This window comes from Pelomicrobium sp. G1, from assembly GCF_051905455.1.
Taxonomy (GTDB): Bacteria; Pseudomonadota; Gammaproteobacteria; order Burkholderiales; family UBA6910; genus Pelomicrobium.
On sequence record NZ_JBQACR010000018.1, the window covers coordinates 1 to 16,426 of the forward strand.

Below are 16,426 nucleotides of genomic sequence, written 5' to 3' on the forward strand. Positions count from 1 at the left end.
GAAAGTAGGTCACCGCCAGGCACCCCCACAAAGCGCCGAAGGCCCCTCACGGGGCCTTCGGCATTTTGAGCCGGGGCTGCGGCTTTACACGTCTTGCCCTCCCTCCCTAAGCTTAAGCCCGGATATTTCACGAAGACGCCCTGAGATGATGCCGAAGTGCCGGGGGAGCAACGGTTGGGGATCATGAAGCCCCTGAGCTTGCCCGTGTTGCGCCTGATGGCGGACGGGCGCTTTCATTCCGGTGAAGCCATCGCCCGCGAGCTGGGCGTCTCCCGCGGCACGGTGTGGAACGCCCTGCGGGACATGGACGTACTGGGGATCCAGGTCCATCGAGTGCCGGGGCACGGATATCAGTTGGCCGAGCCGATCCAATGGCTCGACGAGGAGATCATCGAACGCCTGCTGGCTGAGGCCGGCGTGCCGCTTACGCTGCAGGTGCTCGATTGCGTGGCTTCCACCAACACCGAGCTGCTTGCCCGGGCGGCTCTGGGAGCGCCCCACGGCTTGACCCTTGCCGCCGAGGTGCAGACGGCTGGACGGGGACGGGCGGGGCGCCCCTGGTACGGGGTGCTGGGGGGCTCTCTCGCTTTCTCCTTGCTGTGGCGGTTCGAGCGCGGCGCCGGTGCGCTCGGAGGCTTGAGTCTGGCGGTGGGGCTGGCCATCGCCCTGGCCTTGGAGGGACAGGGCGCCCGGGGGATCGAGCTCAAGTGGCCGAACGACCTCTTGCATCGCGGCAGGAAGCTGGCCGGCATCCTGATCGAAGTGCAGGGGGACGCTCTGGGGCCGACCGCGGCGGTCATCGGCGTCGGCCTCAACCTGCAAGTGCCCGCCGACCTGGCGGTGCGGGCCGGGCAGCCGGTGGCCGGCCTGGCGTCGGTCCTGGGCTTCAGGCCTGATCGCAACCGGCTGCTGGCGGCCCTGCTGATCGAGCTCAACTCGACCCTCGAGCGATTCGCGGCGGAAGGGTTCGCGCCCCGGCGCCGCGAATGGGAGGCCCTGCACGCGTATCACCGCCGGCCGGTACGGGTGACGATGCCGGACGGCCGGGCCGAAGAGGGGATCGTCTGGGGCGTGGGAGAGGGGGGCGAGCTCATCCTGGACACGGGCCGAGGGCGCCGGCGGCTTGCCGCCGGGGAGGTGAGCTTGCGGCCCGCGGTCGATGGGGAGGGACGCCCTTGATTCTCGCCATCGACGCGGGCAACACCCGCATCAAATGGGGGCTGCACGATGGCAGGCGCTGGGCAGCCTTGGGGTCCGGAGCTACGACGGATGCGGCGGCGGTGCTCGGCGAGCTGCCGGGACGGTTCACGCGCCCGGAGCGGGTGGCCATTTGCAACGTCGCCGGGCCCGAGACCGGAACGGCGGCGAGCCGGCTCGCCGACCACTGGGGCGCGGCGCTGATCGAGATCCTCCCGCGGCCGTTCCAGTGCGGGGTGAGCAACGGCTATGCCGATCCGGGACAACTGGGGGCGGACCGCTGGGCCGCGGTGATCGCCGCCTGGCGGCGGCGGGGACGTGCCTGCCTGGTGGTGAACGCCGGCACCGCGATGACGGTGGACATGCTGGACGACGAGGGCCATTTTCGCGGCGGGATGATCGTTCCGGGGCACGCCCTCATGCGCCAAGCCCTGGCGGAGCGCTCCGCCGCCCTCGACCGGGGGCCGGGCCGATTCGATTGGTATCCGAAGAATACGGCCAACGCGGTCTACAGCGGGGCGCTGGTTGCCCTGGTGGGGGCGGTGGAACACGTGGCGGCCCGATTCGAGGAGGACCTGGGGGCACCGCCTTCGATCCTGCTGGCCGGCGGAGACGGGGAGCTGGTTCGCGCCCATTTGAGGCTGCCCGTGGAGATCGTCGAGCACCTGGTCCTGGAAGGCGTGGTGTGCATCGCCCAGGAGGAGGCCGGCCCATGAGGTCCTTGTTCTGGTGGCTCCTCGCCGCCAACTTGGCGCTGGCCGGCTATCTGGTGCTGGGGCCGTCCGGCGGGGGAGGGGAGCCGGAACTGCTCCAGCAACAGCTCCACCCGGAGAGAATCCGCATTCTTCCTGTGTCGTGAAACTCGCCCGGGCCCCTGGGGATTTACCCGGTTCGGGGTAAAGGGCGCGGGCGGTCAGGAAGGCGCCGGTCGCCTTGCGGCCCGTCAGCGCCGGCCGCGGATGCGGTCGATGATGGCGGTGGTTGAGCGGTGGAAGTGGAACGGGATGGAGACCACTCGCCCGCCCCAGCCCAAAACTTCCCGTGCCCCCACGATGCCTTCCACCGGCCAGTCGCCCCCTTTCACCAGGACCTCGGGGCGGAGCCGCAGGATCAGGGCAAGGGGCGTGTCCTCGTCGAACCAGGTCACCAGGTCCACGCAACCCAGGGCGGCGATCACCGCCATACGGTCTTCCAGCGGGTTGATGGGACGCTCGTCCCCCTTGCCCAGGCGTCGCACCGACTCGTCCGTATTCAAGGCGACCAGCAGGCTCGCGCCCAAGGACTTGGCCTCGGCCAGGTAGGTGACGTGGCCCCGGTGCAGCAGGTCGAAGCACCCGTTGGTGAACACCAGCGGGCGGGGCATGGCGGCAAGCCGGGAAGGGAGCTCGTCTGGCCGGCAGATCTTGGCCTCGAAGCCGGGCGGGGCGGCGGACATGGGGGGGCCTGCGGCCGCTTTCTCGGGTCAGTCCAGGTATTCGAACACCTTGACCACCTTCCGCACTCCCCCGGTGGTGCGGGCGATTTCCACCGCCTTTTCCGCCTCTTTCCGGGTGACCAGCCCCATGAGATAGACCACCCCGTTTTCGGTGGTGACGTTCACATGCAGGGGATTGAACACGCCGTTGTCCACGAAGCGGGCCTTGACCTTGGAGGTGATGTAGGTGTCGTTGGAGCGGGAGGCGAAAGAGCTCGGGTTGGCGATGGCAATCTCGTTGGTGATCGCGCGCACGTTCTCCACTCCGCGCACGATGTTCTCGATTTCCTGGCGCAGCTCTTCCGTCGGCGCCTCCCCCGTGAGCAGGACGTGGCGGTTGAAGCTAGTCACGCTGACGTGCACCCGGTTGCCGAGCTTCTGGCTAATGCGGTTGGCGGCCTTGAGCTCGATGGCCTGGTCTTCGACCTGCACGCCGGTGGTGCGCCGGTCCACGGCCGAGTAGGCGGCGACCCCCGCGCCGGTGGCGATCACCGCCGGCGCGCAGGCCGAGACCAGGGGCAGGACAAGGGCGACGAGGATGAGGTTTTTATGCATCGGTTACTCCACTCCCAGTAAAAGACAGTCGATGGCGTCGCACAGGCAATGCAGCGCCAGGATGTGAACCTCCTGGATGCGGGCGGTGCTCTGGCTCGGGACGCAAAGGTGGATGTCGGAAGGGCGCAGAAGTTCCGCCATCTTGCCCCCGGAGCGCCCGGTGAGGGCCACCACGGCCATGTTCCGCTCGTGGGCGGCCTTGATCGCTTCGATCACGTTGGGCGAGTTGCCGCTGGTGGAGATGGCGAGCAGGATGTCGCCCGCACGCCCGAGGGCGCGCACCTGCTTCGAGAACACCTCGACGAAAGCGTAATCGTTGGCGATCGAGGTGAGGGTGGAAGAATCGGTGGTGAGGGCCACCGCGGCCAGCGCCGGCCGCTCCATCTCGAAGCGGTTGAGCAGCTCCGCGGAGAAGTGCTGGGCGTCGGCCGCCGAGCCGCCGTTGCCGCAGGCGAGGATCTTGCCGTCTCGGGTCAGGCACTGGGCCATGCGCTCGGCGGCGGCGGCGATGGGCGCCGCCAGCGCGTGCACCGCTTCCAGCTTGAGCCGGGCGCTCTCGGTGAAGTGACCGTTGATGCGCTTGATCAGGTCCATGGGGGCAAAGTCATAGAAAGGGAAGGGAATGTCGTCCGGAGGCGGGGCGGCGGCTCGAGGCGCACTCCTTTACTCGCCGTCGAACGCCGCCCGTATCCACTGGGGCTCTCCTTCGCCGTCCATCAGCACCGCGTCGAAGCGGCACGCCGGCGCTTGCGGGAGGCGCGACAGGTAATGGCGCGCCGCCCGCACGAGCTTCTCGCGCTTGCGCCGGTCGATGCTGGCCGCCGCTCCGCCATAGCCCGGCCGGGCGCGCATGCGCACCTCCACGAAGATGAGCTGCGCGCCCTCGCGCATGATGAGGTCGATCTCGCCGAAGCGGCAACGGTAATTGGATTCCACCAGGGCGAGCCCTTGGCCCTCGAGCCAGCGCGCGGCGCGGCGCTCGGCGTCCCGGCCGCGGCCCAGGGTCATGGCAGCCTCCGCAGCACCCGCACCTGGCCGCCGTCGAACTGGGCGGGCAGGAGCAGGCGTTCGAACTGGCGCTCCTCGTTGAGCCGCAGCTCGCCGCAGACCCCGGTGAGGCGGAGGGTGCCGGGCTCGGGCAGGCGAGCGATTTCCAGCGACAGCCGGTAGGCGTCTATCCCCAAGGCGTAGAGGCGCTCCAGGTCCACGCTCACCGCGGGATTGGGCCGGGGATAGGCCATAACCCCAGGATGCCCGGGGGTGAGCAGCCAGGGCATGTCCACGAACTGCACGCCGTTCAAGTCGAAATTCCCCACCGGGTCGTTGGCGCGGGCGTAGACCAGGGACGTGGCGAAAACCGGCATGGCCGGGTCCAGATAGGGGCGGATCAGCCGGGCTTTGTCGTGCTCCAGGGCGAGGAAGACGATGCCGTCGGGGGCGGCTGCGTGGCGGCGCAGCGCAGCCCAGGCCTCGGGGCCGCCGGAAAGCGGGAAGAACTCGCCCGCCACCGAGCCGCCTGCGGCAAGCCAGGCCCGCACGAAGGCCTCGTGCACGCGCCGGGCGAGCCCCGTGTCGGCGCTGATCACGAAAGCCCTGGAGCGCTGCGGCGTGAAGGCGAGCTGCACCACCTGCCGGGCCTCGCTCTCCACGTTGAGCCCGAAGAAATAAAGCTCCCGAGGCAGGGAGACGCCGGGCGCGTCGATGGTGTTGAGCGCCAGGGTGGGCACGCTTACTAGGCCGCTCGCCGCGAGGGTCCCGACCCCGTCCCGGGTGAGGGGGCCCACCACCGTCGCCGCGCCGTTGCGGACCGCGTCTTCGTAGGCGGTGAGGATGCTGCCGGTGTCCGCTCGGGTGGGATACACGCGCACGGGAAAGGCCGCCTTCTTGTCACTTTCCGCCGCCACCAGGAAGCCCAGGCGCACCATTTCCGCCGCCGGGGCGAAGTCGGCGGACTTGAGGGGCAGCAGCAGCGCCACGTGGGCGACCGTGCCCCAAGCGCCTGCCTGTCCACCGCCGTCGGTGCCCGCCGTGGCCTGGAGGATGCGGGGGGCGTTCCAGGGCGTTTCGAAGAAGGGGCGATGTTCGTTGGCGGGGGCGGCGGGGTTGCCGTATAGTCCGAGGACGAGCGCAGCAAGGAGCAGGAACAGACGTTGCATTCGAAGGACGCCGAGCCCGCGAAAGGCACATTATATGTGGTGGCCACCCCCGTGGGAAATCTTCGCGACCTGAGCTTTCGAGCGCTCGACGTGCTGACCGCGGTGGAGGCGGTGGCCGCCGAGGACACGCGGGTGACCGCCCGGTTGCTTGCGCATTACGGCCTGTCGAAGCGCTTGCTCGCGCTTCACGAGCACAACGAGCGGCGGGCCGCGCAAACGGTCTTGAGCCTGCTCGAAGCCGGCCATTCGGTGGCGCTGGTGAGCGACGCGGGCACGCCCGCCGTGAGCGATCCCGGTGCGCACCTGGTGGCGCAGGCGCGCCGCAGCGGTTACCCGGTCGTTCCGGTGCCGGGGGCGAACGCCGCGGTGTGCGCCCTTTCCGCCGCCGGCCTCTCGGATGGGCCGTTCCTCTTTTACGGGTTTCTTCCCGCCCGGCCCAAGGCGCGCCGGGAAGCCCTGGCCGCCCTGGCCCCGCTTCCTTTTGCCATCGTGTTCTACGAGGCGCCCCACCGCATCGTGGCGAGCCTTCGGGCCATCGGGGAAGTCCTGGGCCAGGAGCGCCCCATCACCCTGGCCAAGGAGCTGACCAAGGTCCATGAGGCGTTTCGCGAGGGCGCCGCGGGGGAGCTCGCGGCCTGGCTCGAGGCCGATCCGGCTCGTGTGCGCGGGGAGTTCGTCCTCATCGTCCACGGACGCGGGCCTCGGGAGGAGCCTTCGGTTCCCCTGGACGCCGCGCGCCTTCTCGCGGCCCTGGTGGAAGAGCTGCCCTTGAGTCGGGCCGCCGCGGTGGCGGCCAAATTGACGGGGAGTGACCGGCAGGCCCTGTACGTCCAGGCGAGGGCCATGAAGCGGGGGCGGGAGGCGTAGCTGCACCAGCCGCTGTGGCCGGCCGGCGCTCGACCGCCCGCCGTATAATGGCGCCGTCCTGTCCTTCAGAATGCCCGTGGATCGCCTGACCCTCACCCGCCCGGACGACTGGCACCTGCATCTGCGGGACGGGCCGTCGCTCGCGGCGGTGCTGCCCCATACCGTGCGCCGCTTCGCCCGCGCCATCGTGATGCCCAACCTGCAGCCCCCTGTTACCACGGCGGCCCAGGCCCTCGCCTACCGGGCGCGGATCCTGGCGGCGTGCCCCCCGGGGGTCGATTTCACTCCCCTCATGACGCTTTATCTCACCGAGGCCACCCGCGCCTCGGACATCCGGGAGGCCCGGGAGAGCGCAGCGGTGTACGCAGTGAAGCTCTATCCCGCCGGCGCCACCACCCACTCGGAAGCGGGGGTGAGCGATGTGCGCCGCTGCGAGGAAGCGCTGGAGGAGATGGCTCGCCTCAACATGCCGCTGCTGGTGCACGGGGAAGTGACGGACCCGGCGGTGGACGTGTTCGACCGGGAGGCGGTCTTCATCGACCGGGTGCTGGCGCCCCTGGTGGAACGCCATCCTCGGCTCAAGGTGGTGCTGGAGCACATCACCACGGAGGAGGCGGTGCGCTTCGTGCGCCAGGCGCCCCCCCGGGTGGCGGCCACCATCACGGCCCATCACCTGCTCATGAACCGCAACCGGCTGTTCGAAGGAGGATTGAGGCCCCACCACTATTGCTTGCCGGTGCTCAAGCGCGAACGCCACCGGCAGGCGCTCATCGCCGCGGCCGTGAGCGGGGAGCCCAAGTTCTTTCTCGGCACGGACAGCGCCCCCCATTCCCGCCGGGCCAAGGAGGCGGCGTGCGGCTGCGCCGGGATCTACACGGCCCACGCCGCCCTGGAGCTTTACGCGGAGGCGTTCGAGGCGGCGGGGGCGCTGGAGAGGCTAGAAGCCTTCGCCAGTTTCCACGGGCCCGCGTTCTATGGGCTGCCCAGAAACCCGAGCACCCTCACCCTGGTGCGGGAGCCCTGGAGCGTGCCCGAGGCTTACCCCCTGGGCGATGATGCGGTCATTCCCTTGCGGGCCGGCGAGCGGATCGCCTGGCGCATCGCCGATTGAGCCGGCTTCGGGCCTGCCAATGGGCAGGCCCGGGTTTCTTCGAATTACGGGAAGGCGGGGAAGGTGGGCTCGACTCCGTGGTCGCTCGCCTCGGGATGGGTGCGATGGACCAGCTCCATGATCTCGTGGGTGCGGCGGAAGGGCACGTCCACGATCATCAGGACCTTGCCCGCTTCGATGTCCTTTTCGAAGGGCTTCAAGCGGGAGTTGGGCACCGCCGAGGCGGCCAGGCTCGCCACCCAGGCGCCGAAAAGGGCGCCGAGCAGGGCCGTCACCAGGATGGTCACGAGCTGCAGGGACACGCCTTCGGGCGGGAAGAAGACCACCACTAGGCCCCCGAGCACCCCCGCCACGCCACCGATGGCCATGCCAAGCTCGGCGCCGTGCACCAGGTCGGTTTTCTGGAATACCGTCGCCTCGGGCAAATCGGGCGGAAGGGTGCCCCGCTTGGCAAGGAAACGGATATGGCGCTCTTCGATCCTGGCAAGGAGCAGATCGTCCAGCATCTTGCGGGCGGATGCCACGTCCGGCAGCACGAAATAGAGCCGTCGTCTCATCGGTTGCCTCCTTGGACCGTGTTCCAACGATCGGGGCGCGCCCAACGGGCGCGCCGTTCCTACTTCTTGGCTAGTTAAGCCTACTCAATTAGTCAAGAATTCGGTGGTATCATTTCATGGGAAGCTGGCCAGGCAGCCGCTGCCTGGGGGTTCCATCCCCGGGGAGAGGAAAGTCCGGGCTCCATAGGGCAGGATGCCGGCTAATGGCCGGAGGCCGTGAGGCCATGGAAAGTGTCGCGACCCTCGCGATACTTCGGCGCAGACGAGCCTGTGGGTGGACGTGGGGAAAAGGCTGGAGCAGCCCTTTGACCCCGAAGGTCGGTGGAGGAGGCGCCTTGAAGCGCCTTCGGGCCGGCAGGCTTCGTTCAGGCCGGAGTGCAACAGAGAACAAACCGCCCAAGCGTGAACCGATCCACGCCGGCAAGGGTGAAACGGTGCGCGTCGTCTCGACGAGGCGCGGCGGCCGGCGCGAGCCGGCCGCGGGTAAGAGCCCACCGCGTCCGTGGTAACACGGACGGCACGGCAAACCCCATCCGGAGCAAGGCCAAATAGGGGGACTCGAGCGTGGCCCGCGCTGTCGTTCCCGGGTAGGCCGCTAGAGCGTCGGGGCAACCCGGCGCCTAGAGGAATGGCTGCCCAGGGAGGAATCCCTCCCTGACAGAACCCGGCTTATCGGCCAGCTTCTCCTTTCCTTTCTTTCGCCCGCGATGCCCTAAGCATCGGCCGCCCCCCCGGATCCTTTCTATCCGCTTCAAATGGCAAGGAAATCCCCGTCGTGCGGGCATCCCCGGCGCAGCTTTAAGTGTTTGTCGAAAAAACAGAAACCCAGGGTCTTGCGCTTGACCGGGTATCTTTTTTCTCCTATAGTGCGGAGAAGTGGGAGAAAGTGGCGGAATCTGGGAAAAAGTGGGAGATTTCGCCATGGCGCAAAGGGGATGTCATGTTCCGCGGGGTTGCCCAGCTCAGCCTGGACGGCAAAGGGAGGCTCGCCATGCCCGCCCGTTACCGGGAGAGCCTGCTCGCCCAGTGCGACGGCAAGCTGGTCATCACCGCGGATCCGAGCCGCTGTCTTCTGATCTATCCCCTTCCCGAGTGGGAGCCCATCGAGCGCAAGCTGAACGGCCTGTCCAGCTTCAACCCCAAGACGCGCACGCTGCAGCGCCTGCTCGTGGGTAACGCCAACGACGCCGAGTTGGACTCGGCTGGCCGTTTCCTCGTACCACCGCCGCTGCGCCAATTCGCCGGTCTGGACAAGAACGTGGTGCTAGTGGGCCAGGGGAACAAATTCGAGCTGTGGGACGCCCAGCAGTGGGATCGGTTGATGGAGGAGGCGCTGGCTTTCAAGGACGGCGGGATTCCGCCGGAGCTGGATGGATTCTCCCTGTGAGCGAGGCCCCGGTCCATCGCCCCGTCCTGGTGGACGAGGCGATGGAGGCGTTACGCATCCGGCCGGCGGGCGTCTACGTGGACGCCACCTTCGGCCGCGGGGGGCACAGCAGGGCCATCCTCGCCCGCCTGGGATCCGAAGGGCGCCTGATCGCCCTGGACCGGGACCCCGAGGCGGTGCGGGCCGCGAAGGCCTTCCCGGATCCCCGGCTGGAAGCGGTCCACAGCCGGTTCTCGCGCCTCGCGGAAGCGGCGCGGGCGCTGGGGGTGGAGCGGGTGGATGGGGTGCTCTTCGACTTGGGGGTCTCTTCGCCCCAGCTGGAAGACGCGGCCCGGGGATTCAGCTTCCGGCTGGAGGGACCCCTGGACATGCGCATGGATCCAGGGGAAGGCATGAGCGCGGGGCAGTGGCTCGCCCGGGCAACGGAACGAGAAATCGGGGAGGTGGTGAAGCGCTATGGCGAAGAACGGTTTGCTAAACAGATTGCAAGAGCGATTGTTGCGGCTCGAGCACGCAGGCCCATCGCGACGACCCGGGAGCTCGCGGCCATCGTGGCCCAGGCTGTCCGGACGCGGGAGCCCGGTCAGGACCCCGCGACGCGGACTTTTCAGGCTTTACGGATTTTCATCAATCAGGAGCTTGAGGAGCTGCCGTTAGCACTGGAGCAGGCCCTCGAGCTCCTCAATCCCGGAGGACGGTTGGTGGTGATCAGCTTCCATTCCCTCGAAGACCGGATCGTCAAGCGCTTCCTGCAGACCGTCGCGCGCCCCGGCGGGATCCCGGCGCGGCTGCCCCTGCGCGCCGACGAGCTGCCCGCCCCCCGGGCGCGCATCGTCGGTCGGCCAGTGCGACCGAGCCCGGCGGAAGTGGCGGCCAACCCCCGCGCCCGCAGCGCGATCCTGCGGACCGCCGAGCGCCTGGGATGACCCTCCTGCCTTCGAATTCCATGCCGCGAAGGATCTCCAACATGGGAACGACGCGCCCTACGAGCCCAGCTTCGTTCGAGTCGGCCGGGGGCTCGCCTTGACCCGCTTGAATCTCATCCTGTTCGCGGTTCTCTTGGCCTGCGCGCTGGGTGTTGTGACCGGGCAACACAAGGCGCGCAAGCTGTTTGCGGAGCTGGAGAAGGAACGGCGGGAAGCTAAGCGCCTGGACGAGGAATGGGGCCAGCTCCAGCTCGAGCAGAGCACTTGGGCGACCCATGCCCGCATCGAGCGGCTGGCCGCCAAGAGCCTGGGCATGCAGCCGCCGCCGCCTTCCCGGGTGCGGGTCCTGCGCCTTGCCCCCGGGGCGGCCGAGGAGAGGCGATGACCCCGGAGAACCTGACCGGGTACGGGCTGCGGCTGCCGCGCTGGCGGGCCAGCCTGGTGCTCATGCTGTTTCTCGCCGCCTTCGCCGGGCTCGCCGGGCGGGCCGCCTACCTCCAGGCGGTGAAGACGGACTTCCTGCAGCAAAAGGGGGAGGCGCGCTTCCTGCGGGTGGTGGAGGTGAGCGCCCACCGGGGCCGGATCCTGGATCGCCACGGGGAGCCCCTGGCGGTGAGCACGCCGGTGGAATCGGTCTGGGCAAGCCCGGAGGATGTGCCCCAGGAGGGGAGCGTCCTGGGCAAGCTGGCCGCCATCCTGGAGATGGATCCCCGGGCGCTGCTCGCCCGGATCCGGGAAAACCCGGACCGGGGGTTCGTGTACTTGAAGCGACATCTCTCTCCGGAGGCCGCCGCTCGGGTGGCCGCGCTCCAGATCGAAGGGGTTTTCCTGCAGCGGGAGTACCGCCGCTACTACCCGTCCGGGGAGGCCGCGGCCCATCTGATCGGCTTCACCAACGTGGACGACGACGGCCAGGAGGGGATCGAGCTGGCCTACCAGGATCTGCTCAAGGGCGTGCCCGGCAGCCGGCGGGTGATCAAGGACCGGCTGGGCCGGGTGGTGGAGGACGTGCGGAGCCTGCGGGAGCCAAAGCCGGGGCAGGATCTCACCCTCTCGGTGGACCGGCGTATCCAGTACCTGGCGTACCGGGAGCTCAAGCAGGCGGTGGAGAAGCATCGGGCCCGGGCCGGCGGGATCGTGGTGCTGGACGGTGTGACCGGCGAGGTGCTGGCCCTGGCCAACGTGCCCAGCTACAACCCCAACGACCGGGCCCAGGCCAAGCCTTCCCGGGTGCGCAACCGGGCGGTGACTGACGCCTTCGAGCCGGGCTCGACGCTCAAGCCCTTCACCGTGGCGGCGGCCCTCGCCTCCGGCCGCTACCGGAGTGCGACCCCCATCGATACCCGGCCCGGATCCCTCACCATCGGCCCGGCCACGGTGCGGGACGCCCACCCCCACGGCATTCTCACCGTCGCCGAGGTGGTGCAGAAGTCGAGCAACGTGGGCGCGGCCAAGATGGCGCTGGCGTTGCCGGCCAAGGAATTGTGGAGCACCCTGGAACGGGTGGGTTTCGGCACCCCTTCGGGATCGGGTTTCCCGGGAGAAGTGAGCGGCCGGCTGCGCCCTTACCAGAGCTGGCGCCCCATCGAGCAGGCCACCCTATCCTACGGCCACGGCATCTCGGTGAGCCTCCTGCAGCTCGCCCGCGCCTATACGGTGTTTGCCACCGACGGCAGGCTCCTGCCCGTCTCCTTCCTCAAGGCGGAGGCGCCGGCGGCCGGGGAGCGGGTGTTTTCGCCCCAGGTGGCCCGGGCCGTGCGGGACATGCTGGAGCTGGCGGTCCAGCCCGGCGGCACGGCGCCGTCCGCCCGGGTGCTGGGCTACCGGGTGGCGGGGAAAACCGGCACCGCCCACAAGCTGGTGGACGGCCGCTACGCTCCCGACCTCTACGTGTCCTCGTTCGTGGGTTTCGCCCCGGCGAGCCGCCCCCGGCTGGTGGTGGCGGTGATGGTGGACGAGCCCCGGGCGGGGGGATATTACGGCGGGGTGGTGGCCGCCCCGATCTTCGCCCGGGTGGTGGAGGGGGCCCTGCGGATGCTGGACGTGCCGCCCGACGCCCCCATGGATCCAGGGCTGCTCGCCCCGGAGGAGCTGGTCCTCGTGCGGGAGGAAGTGTGAACTGCGCCCGGCTCAGCGCCGATGATCGCGGTCTCGCGGGGCTTCCGGCGCCCGTGCAGGAAGCCCTGCAGGGTCTCGGCGTGGAAGTGAAGAGCGTGTGCATCGACAGCCGGGCTCTCGAGCCGGGGGACACGTTTCTCGCCTATCCCGGCGAGCGCCAGGACGGTCGCCATTACATCCCCCAGGCGATCGCCCGGGGCGCGGCGGCGGTGTTGTGGGAAAGGGAGGGTTTCCGCTGGGACCCGGCGTGGCGGGTTCCCAACCGGGGTGTGCACGGCTTGCGGGGCATGGCGGGTTGGCTCGCGGCCCACGTCTACGGTCATCCGTCCCGGGTGCTCTCGGTGATCGGGGTGACCGGGACCAACGGCAAGACGTCCTGCACCCACTGGATCGCCCAGGCGTTGGCGGCGGCCGGGCGCCCGGCGGCGGTCATCGGCACCCTGGGCAGCGGTTTTCCCGGGGCGCTGGAGCCGGCGGCCACCACCACCCCCGATCCCGTCGCCGTGCAGCGGCTCCTGGCCCGGTTCCGGGACTCGGGCGCCCAGGCCGTGGCCATGGAGGTCTCCTCCCACGCCCTGGTCCAGGAACGGGTGAACGGGGTCGAGTTCTCCGTCGCCCTGTTCACTAACCTGTCCCGGGACCACCTGGACTACCACGGCACCATGGAGGCCTACGCCCGGGCGAAGCTGCGCCTGTTCCAATGGCCGGGCTTGAAGCGGGCCGTGCTCAACCTGGACGACCCCTTCGGCGGCCACATCGCCGAAGAGCTGCGGGGCGGGGAGGTTCCGGTGCTGGGCTACGGCTTGACCGACGATGGCGCCTGGAGCGCCGATCGCCTGGGGGTGCCCATGGTGCGAGGCCATCTGCTGGAACTTTCTGAGCGAGGGATCCGGCTCGAGGTGCGCCTGCCTAGCAGGCAGACAGGCGCCCCTTCCGGTGCCGGCGTGCTGGAGAGCCCTCTGCTCGGGCGCTTCAACGCGGAAAACCTTCTGGCGGTGGCCGCCACCCTCATCACCAGTGGGATAGCGCTTCCTCAAGCCTTGTCCGCCCTCGGGACGGTGCGCCCGGCCCCCGGGCGGCTGCAGCAGTTGGGAGGAGGCGATCGGCCCCTGGTGGTGATCGACTACGCCCACACCCCCGACGCCCTGGCCAAGGTGCTCGCCGCGTTGCGGGACATGATGGCCCGGCCCGCCGGGCGGCTCATCTGCGTGTTCGGCTGCGGCGGCGAGCGAGACCGGGGCAAGCGGCCCCTGATGGGCGCCGTGGCCACTCGCTACGCCGACGAGGTCATCGTGACCAGCGACAACCCCCGGGGCGAACCTCCGAGCCAGATCATCGCCGACATCGTGGGCGGGGCCGGGGCGAACCATCGGGTGATCGAGGACCGGGCCGGCGCCATCTTCGAGGCGGTCGGGCGGGCCCGTCCCGGGGACGTGGTGCTGATCGCCGGCAAGGGCCACGAGCAGTACCAGGAGGTGGGAGGCGAGCGGCGGCCGTTCAGCGACGCGGAAGTGGCGGGGCGGGCCCTGGCGGCATGGAGAGGCGGGAAGCCATGATGGATCTCCAGCAGGCGGCTCGGGCTGTCGACGGCGCCCTCAAAGGGGCCGACGTGCCCTTCACCGGCGTTTCCGCCGACAGCCGCACCGTGGCTCCGGGTGAGCTTTTCGTCGCCCTGCGGGGGCCGCGCTTCGACGGCCACGCCTTCGTTGTCGCCGCCGCCGAGCGGGGCGCCGCGGCGGCCCTGGTGGAGCAGGCCTGGACGGAGGGCGCCGGGGCGGCGCCCCTGCCGCTCCTGGTGGTGCAGGATACTCGCCTCGCCCTGGGACGGCTGGCCCGCGCCTGGCGGAAGCGGTTTTCCATTCCCCTGGTGGCCCTGACCGGCAGCAACGGCAAGACCACGGTCAAGGAGATGCTGGCCGCGGTGCTGGCCGAGGCGGCTTCGTCCGCCGAGGCGGTGCTGGCCACCCGGGGCAACCTGAACAACGACGTGGGCGTCCCCCTCACCCTGCTGCGGCTGCGGGAAGGGCACCGCTACGGGGTGGTGGAGATGGGCATGAACCATCCCGGGGAGATCGCCTACCTCACCCAGCTCGCCGAGCCCACGGTCGCCTTGGTGAACAACGCCGGGCGCGCCCACCTGGAAGGATTGGGGTCGGTGGAGGCGGTGGCCCGGGCGAAAGGGGAAATCTTCCAGGGCTTGCGGGCCGGGGGCGTCGCCGTGATCAACGCCGACGATCCCCATGCAGAGCTGTGGCGGGCGCTGGCCGGCCGGCACCGGATCATCGATTTTGGGCTGGACCATCCCGCGGCGGTGAGCGCCGAAGTGGCGCTGCAACCGGAGGCGATCGAACTGAAGCTCAGGCTCCCGAGCGGGCGCGTCCGGACCCGGCTGGCGGTGCCGGGCTTGCACAACGCGCGCAACGCCTTGGCTGCCGCCGCCGCGGCGGTCGCCCTGGAGGTGCCCCCCGAGGTCATCGGGCGGGGCCTCGCCCGCTTCCACGGCATCCCGGGGAGGCTCAAGCGCCTTCCCGCCATCCACGGGGCCACCTTGATCGACGACACCTACAACGCCAACCCGGATTCGGTGAAGGCGGCCCTGGCGGTGCTTTCGGCCGCCCCCGGCACCCGGCTCCTGGTGCTGGGGGACATGGGGGAGCTGGGCCAGAGCGCGGTGCCGCTGCACGAGGAGATCGGCCGTGCCGCCCGGAAGGCCCGCATCGAAGGGCTGTATGCCTTGGGAGAGCTCACCCGGCATGCGGTGCAGGCCTACGGCCCCGGCGCCCGGCACTTCGAGCGCATCGAAGAGCTGCTCGCGGAAGTGGAGAACCGGCTCGCCCCCGGCGTCACGGTGCTGGTCAAGGGGTCGCGCTTCATGCGCATGGAGCGGGTGGTGCAGGGCTTAAGCGCCGACGCCGGGACGGGCGGGAGGTAGACATGCTCCTCCTCCTCACTCAGTGGCTCGCCCAGGAGGTCCGGGCGTTCAACGTGTTCAGCTACATCACCCTGCGCACGGTGCTGGCGGCCCTCACCGCCCTCATCATCTCCTTCATCGTCGGCCCGGCCATGATCCGTAAGCTCACCGCCTACAAGATCGGCCAGGCGGTGCGGGACGACGGCCCCCAGACCCACCTCGCCAAGGCCGGCACGCCCACCATGGGGGGCGCGCTGATCCTGGTGTCCATCGCGGTCACCACCCTGCTGTGGGCGGACCTCACCAACCGCTACGTCTGGGCGGTGCTCCTCGCCACCCTGGGCTTCGGCCTGATCGGCTGGGTGGACGACTACCGCAAGGTAGTGCACCGCAACCCCAAGGGCCTTTCGGCCCGGGCGAAATATTTCTGGCAGTCCACGGTCGCCCTGGCGGTGGCGCTCTATCTCGCCTATTCGGCCACCCTGCCGGCTCAGACCGAGCTGATCGTCCCCTTCTTCAAGGAGGTGGCGATTCCCCTGGGCACGGTGGGGTTCGTGATCCTCGCCTATTTCGTGATCGTCGGCACGAGCAACGCGGTGAACCTGACCGACGGCCTGGACGGGCTGGCCATCATGCCCACGGTGATGATCGGCGGGGCGCTGGCCATCTTCGCCTACGTGGCCGGCCACTCGGTGTTCTCCCGTTACCTGGGCGTCCCCTACATTCCGGGGGCCGGGGAACTGGCGGTGTTCTGCGGGGCGCTGGGGGGCGCGGGGCTCGCGTTCCTGTGGTTCAACGCCTACCCGGCCGAGGTGTTCATGGGCGACGTGGGGGCGCTCGCCCTGGGCGCGGCGCTGGGGGTGATCGCGGTGATCGTGCGCCAGGAAATCGTGCTGTTCATCATGGGCGGGGTGTTCGTGGTGGAGACCCTGTCGGTGATGCTGCAGGTGGCCTCCTACAAGCTCACCGGAAAACGCATCTTCCGCATGGCGCCCCTGCACCACCACTACGAGCTCAAGGGTTGGAAGGAGAACCAGGTGGTCGTGCGCTTCTGGATCATCACGATGATGCTAGTGCTCTTTGGGTTGTCCACCTTGAAGCTGAGGTGAACGTGGGAGAAGCGCACGAGCGGGCAGGTTCGGGGGAGGCTCACGTGAGGGGAGCCGA

General features: G+C 69.6%; 18 protein-coding genes and 1 other RNA gene. 13 read left to right on the top strand and 6 right to left on the bottom strand.

Annotated elements, in window-relative coordinates; all coding sequences use genetic code 11:
- The first annotated feature begins 183 nt into the window (after positions 1 to 183).
- From ACTFO6_RS15440 to ACTFO6_RS15450, 3 genes are read left to right on the top strand one after another with little or no spacing between them, the layout of a single operon-like run.
- The gene (locus ACTFO6_RS15440; RefSeq protein WP_439935336.1) at positions 184 to 1,179 is read left to right on the top strand and encodes a biotin--[acetyl-CoA-carboxylase] ligase; all 996 of its coding nucleotides are present in this window, start codon (positions 184 to 186) and stop codon (positions 1,177 to 1,179) included.
- Positions 1,176 to 1,913: a type III pantothenate kinase gene (locus tag ACTFO6_RS15445; protein WP_439935337.1), complete on the top strand. Its 738-nt coding sequence runs from the start codon at positions 1,176 to 1,178 to the stop codon at positions 1,911 to 1,913. The genes ACTFO6_RS15440 and ACTFO6_RS15445 overlap by 4 nt, the downstream gene beginning before the upstream one ends.
- Positions 1,910 to 2,056 (top strand): hypothetical protein, encoded by a 147-nt coding sequence (locus ACTFO6_RS15450; protein WP_439935338.1) that lies wholly within the window; start codon positions 1,910 to 1,912, stop codon positions 2,054 to 2,056. The genes ACTFO6_RS15445 and ACTFO6_RS15450 overlap by 4 nt, the downstream gene beginning before the upstream one ends.
- Positions 2,057 to 2,140: 84 nt before the next feature.
- Here the strand turns inward: ACTFO6_RS15450 and rfaE2 are convergent, their stop codons facing one another.
- From rfaE2 to ACTFO6_RS15475, 5 genes are all read right to left on the bottom strand, one after another.
- Positions 2,141 to 2,632 carry a D-glycero-beta-D-manno-heptose 1-phosphate adenylyltransferase gene (rfaE2, locus tag ACTFO6_RS15455; protein ID WP_439935339.1) on the bottom strand — a complete coding sequence of 164 codons (492 nt, stop codon included), beginning with the start codon at positions 2,630 to 2,632 and terminating at the stop codon, positions 2,141 to 2,143.
- A 27-nt stretch (positions 2,633 to 2,659) separates the two neighbouring features.
- Positions 2,660 to 3,226, bottom strand: a complete 567-nt coding sequence (locus ACTFO6_RS15460; protein ID WP_439935340.1) for a BON domain-containing protein — start codon at positions 3,224 to 3,226, stop codon at positions 2,660 to 2,662.
- A 3-nt stretch (positions 3,227 to 3,229) separates the two neighbouring features.
- On the bottom strand, positions 3,230 to 3,820 hold the full coding sequence (locus ACTFO6_RS15465; protein WP_439935341.1) for a phosphoheptose isomerase: 591 nt from the start codon (positions 3,818 to 3,820) through the stop codon (positions 3,230 to 3,232).
- Positions 3,821 to 3,889: 69 nt separating this feature from the next.
- A complete protein-coding gene (locus ACTFO6_RS15470) occupies positions 3,890 to 4,234 on the bottom strand; it encodes a YraN family protein (protein ID WP_439935342.1) in 345 nt (114 codons plus the stop codon).
- Positions 4,231 to 5,382 carry a penicillin-binding protein activator gene (locus ACTFO6_RS15475; RefSeq protein WP_439935343.1) on the bottom strand — a complete coding sequence of 384 codons (1,152 nt, stop codon included), beginning with the start codon at positions 5,380 to 5,382 and terminating at the stop codon, positions 4,231 to 4,233. The genes ACTFO6_RS15470 and ACTFO6_RS15475 overlap by 4 nt, the downstream gene beginning before the upstream one ends.
- Between ACTFO6_RS15475 and rsmI the strand changes: the two genes are divergently transcribed.
- Positions 5,377 to 6,249, top strand: a complete 873-nt coding sequence (gene rsmI, locus ACTFO6_RS15480) for a 16S rRNA (cytidine(1402)-2'-O)-methyltransferase (RefSeq protein WP_439935344.1) — start codon at positions 5,377 to 5,379, stop codon at positions 6,247 to 6,249. The genes ACTFO6_RS15475 and rsmI overlap by 6 nt on opposite strands.
- A 70-nt stretch (positions 6,250 to 6,319) precedes the next feature.
- Entirely contained in the window at positions 6,320 to 7,360 is a 1,041-nt protein-coding gene (gene pyrC / locus ACTFO6_RS15485; RefSeq protein WP_439935345.1) for a dihydroorotase, read from the top strand.
- 44 nt (positions 7,361 to 7,404) lie between these two features.
- Here pyrC and ACTFO6_RS15490 read toward each other — a convergent pair whose 3' ends face one another.
- Positions 7,405 to 7,917 (bottom strand): DUF1269 domain-containing protein, encoded by a 513-nt coding sequence (locus ACTFO6_RS15490; RefSeq protein ID WP_439935346.1) that lies wholly within the window; start codon positions 7,915 to 7,917, stop codon positions 7,405 to 7,407.
- A gap of 120 nt (positions 7,918 to 8,037) precedes the next feature.
- On the opposite strand from ACTFO6_RS15490, the gene rnpB reads away from it, so the two are divergent.
- From rnpB to mraY, 8 genes are all read left to right on the top strand, one after another.
- Positions 8,038 to 8,605, top strand: an RNA gene (rnpB, locus tag ACTFO6_RS15495) — RNase P RNA component class A.
- Positions 8,606 to 8,857: 252 nt separating this feature from the next.
- Positions 8,858 to 9,304, top strand: coding sequence for a division/cell wall cluster transcriptional repressor MraZ (gene mraZ / locus ACTFO6_RS15500; protein ID WP_439935347.1), 447 nt, complete (start codon positions 8,858 to 8,860; stop codon positions 9,302 to 9,304).
- Positions 9,301 to 10,230, top strand: a complete 930-nt coding sequence (gene rsmH, locus ACTFO6_RS15505; protein ID WP_439935348.1) for a 16S rRNA (cytosine(1402)-N(4))-methyltransferase RsmH — start codon at positions 9,301 to 9,303, stop codon at positions 10,228 to 10,230. The genes mraZ and rsmH overlap by 4 nt, the downstream gene beginning before the upstream one ends.
- Before the next feature lie 97 nt (positions 10,231 to 10,327).
- The gene (gene ftsL, locus ACTFO6_RS15510; protein ID WP_439935349.1) at positions 10,328 to 10,615 is read left to right on the top strand and encodes a cell division protein FtsL; all 288 of its coding nucleotides are present in this window, start codon (positions 10,328 to 10,330) and stop codon (positions 10,613 to 10,615) included.
- On the top strand, positions 10,612 to 12,348 hold the full coding sequence (locus tag ACTFO6_RS15515) for a peptidoglycan D,D-transpeptidase FtsI family protein (protein ID WP_439935350.1): 1,737 nt from the start codon (positions 10,612 to 10,614) through the stop codon (positions 12,346 to 12,348). The genes ftsL and ACTFO6_RS15515 overlap by 4 nt, the downstream gene beginning before the upstream one ends.
- Positions 12,345 to 13,904: a UDP-N-acetylmuramoyl-L-alanyl-D-glutamate--2,6-diaminopimelate ligase gene (locus ACTFO6_RS15520; RefSeq protein WP_439935351.1), complete on the top strand. Its 1,560-nt coding sequence runs from the start codon at positions 12,345 to 12,347 to the stop codon at positions 13,902 to 13,904. Before ACTFO6_RS15515 ends, ACTFO6_RS15520 begins: the two co-directional genes overlap by 4 nt.
- Positions 13,901 to 15,280, top strand: a complete 1,380-nt coding sequence (locus ACTFO6_RS15525; RefSeq protein WP_439935352.1) for a UDP-N-acetylmuramoyl-tripeptide--D-alanyl-D-alanine ligase — start codon at positions 13,901 to 13,903, stop codon at positions 15,278 to 15,280. Before ACTFO6_RS15520 ends, ACTFO6_RS15525 begins: the two co-directional genes overlap by 4 nt.
- A 2-nt stretch (positions 15,281 to 15,282) precedes the next feature.
- The gene (gene mraY / locus ACTFO6_RS15530; protein ID WP_439935353.1) at positions 15,283 to 16,368 is read left to right on the top strand and encodes a phospho-N-acetylmuramoyl-pentapeptide-transferase; all 1,086 of its coding nucleotides are present in this window, start codon (positions 15,283 to 15,285) and stop codon (positions 16,366 to 16,368) included.
- The last annotated feature ends 58 nt before the right edge of the window (positions 16,369 to 16,426 follow it).

Bases quoted from the DNA above. Each gene is read 5' to 3' on its own strand.
- rfaE2 (WP_439935339.1), bottom strand. From the start codon at position 2,632: ATGTCCGCCGCCCCGCCCGGCTTCGAGGCCAAGATCTGCCGGCCAGAC.
- mraY (WP_439935353.1), top strand. From the start codon at position 15,283: ATGCTCCTCCTCCTCACTCAGTGGCTCGCCCAGGAGGTCCGGGCGTTC.
- ACTFO6_RS15470 (WP_439935342.1), bottom strand. From the start codon at position 4,234: ATGACCCTGGGCCGCGGCCGGGACGCCGAGCGCCGCGCCGCGCGCTGG.
- ACTFO6_RS15475 (WP_439935343.1), bottom strand. From the start codon at position 5,382: ATGCAACGTCTGTTCCTGCTCCTTGCTGCGCTCGTCCTCGGACTATAC.
- ACTFO6_RS15465 (WP_439935341.1), bottom strand. From the start codon at position 3,820: ATGGACCTGATCAAGCGCATCAACGGTCACTTCACCGAGAGCGCCCGG.
- ACTFO6_RS15515 (WP_439935350.1), top strand. From the start codon at position 10,612: ATGACCCCGGAGAACCTGACCGGGTACGGGCTGCGGCTGCCGCGCTGG.
- ACTFO6_RS15450 (WP_439935338.1), top strand. From the start codon at position 1,910: ATGAGGTCCTTGTTCTGGTGGCTCCTCGCCGCCAACTTGGCGCTGGCC.
- ACTFO6_RS15490 (WP_439935346.1), bottom strand. From the start codon at position 7,917: ATGAGACGACGGCTCTATTTCGTGCTGCCGGACGTGGCATCCGCCCGC.
- ACTFO6_RS15525 (WP_439935352.1), top strand. From the start codon at position 13,901: ATGATGGATCTCCAGCAGGCGGCTCGGGCTGTCGACGGCGCCCTCAAA.
- mraZ (WP_439935347.1), top strand. From the start codon at position 8,858: ATGTTCCGCGGGGTTGCCCAGCTCAGCCTGGACGGCAAAGGGAGGCTC.
- pyrC (WP_439935345.1), top strand. From the start codon at position 6,320: ATGCCCGTGGATCGCCTGACCCTCACCCGCCCGGACGACTGGCACCTG.
- ACTFO6_RS15460 (WP_439935340.1), bottom strand. From the start codon at position 3,226: ATGCATAAAAACCTCATCCTCGTCGCCCTTGTCCTGCCCCTGGTCTCG.
- ACTFO6_RS15440 (WP_439935336.1), top strand. From the start codon at position 184: ATGAAGCCCCTGAGCTTGCCCGTGTTGCGCCTGATGGCGGACGGGCGC.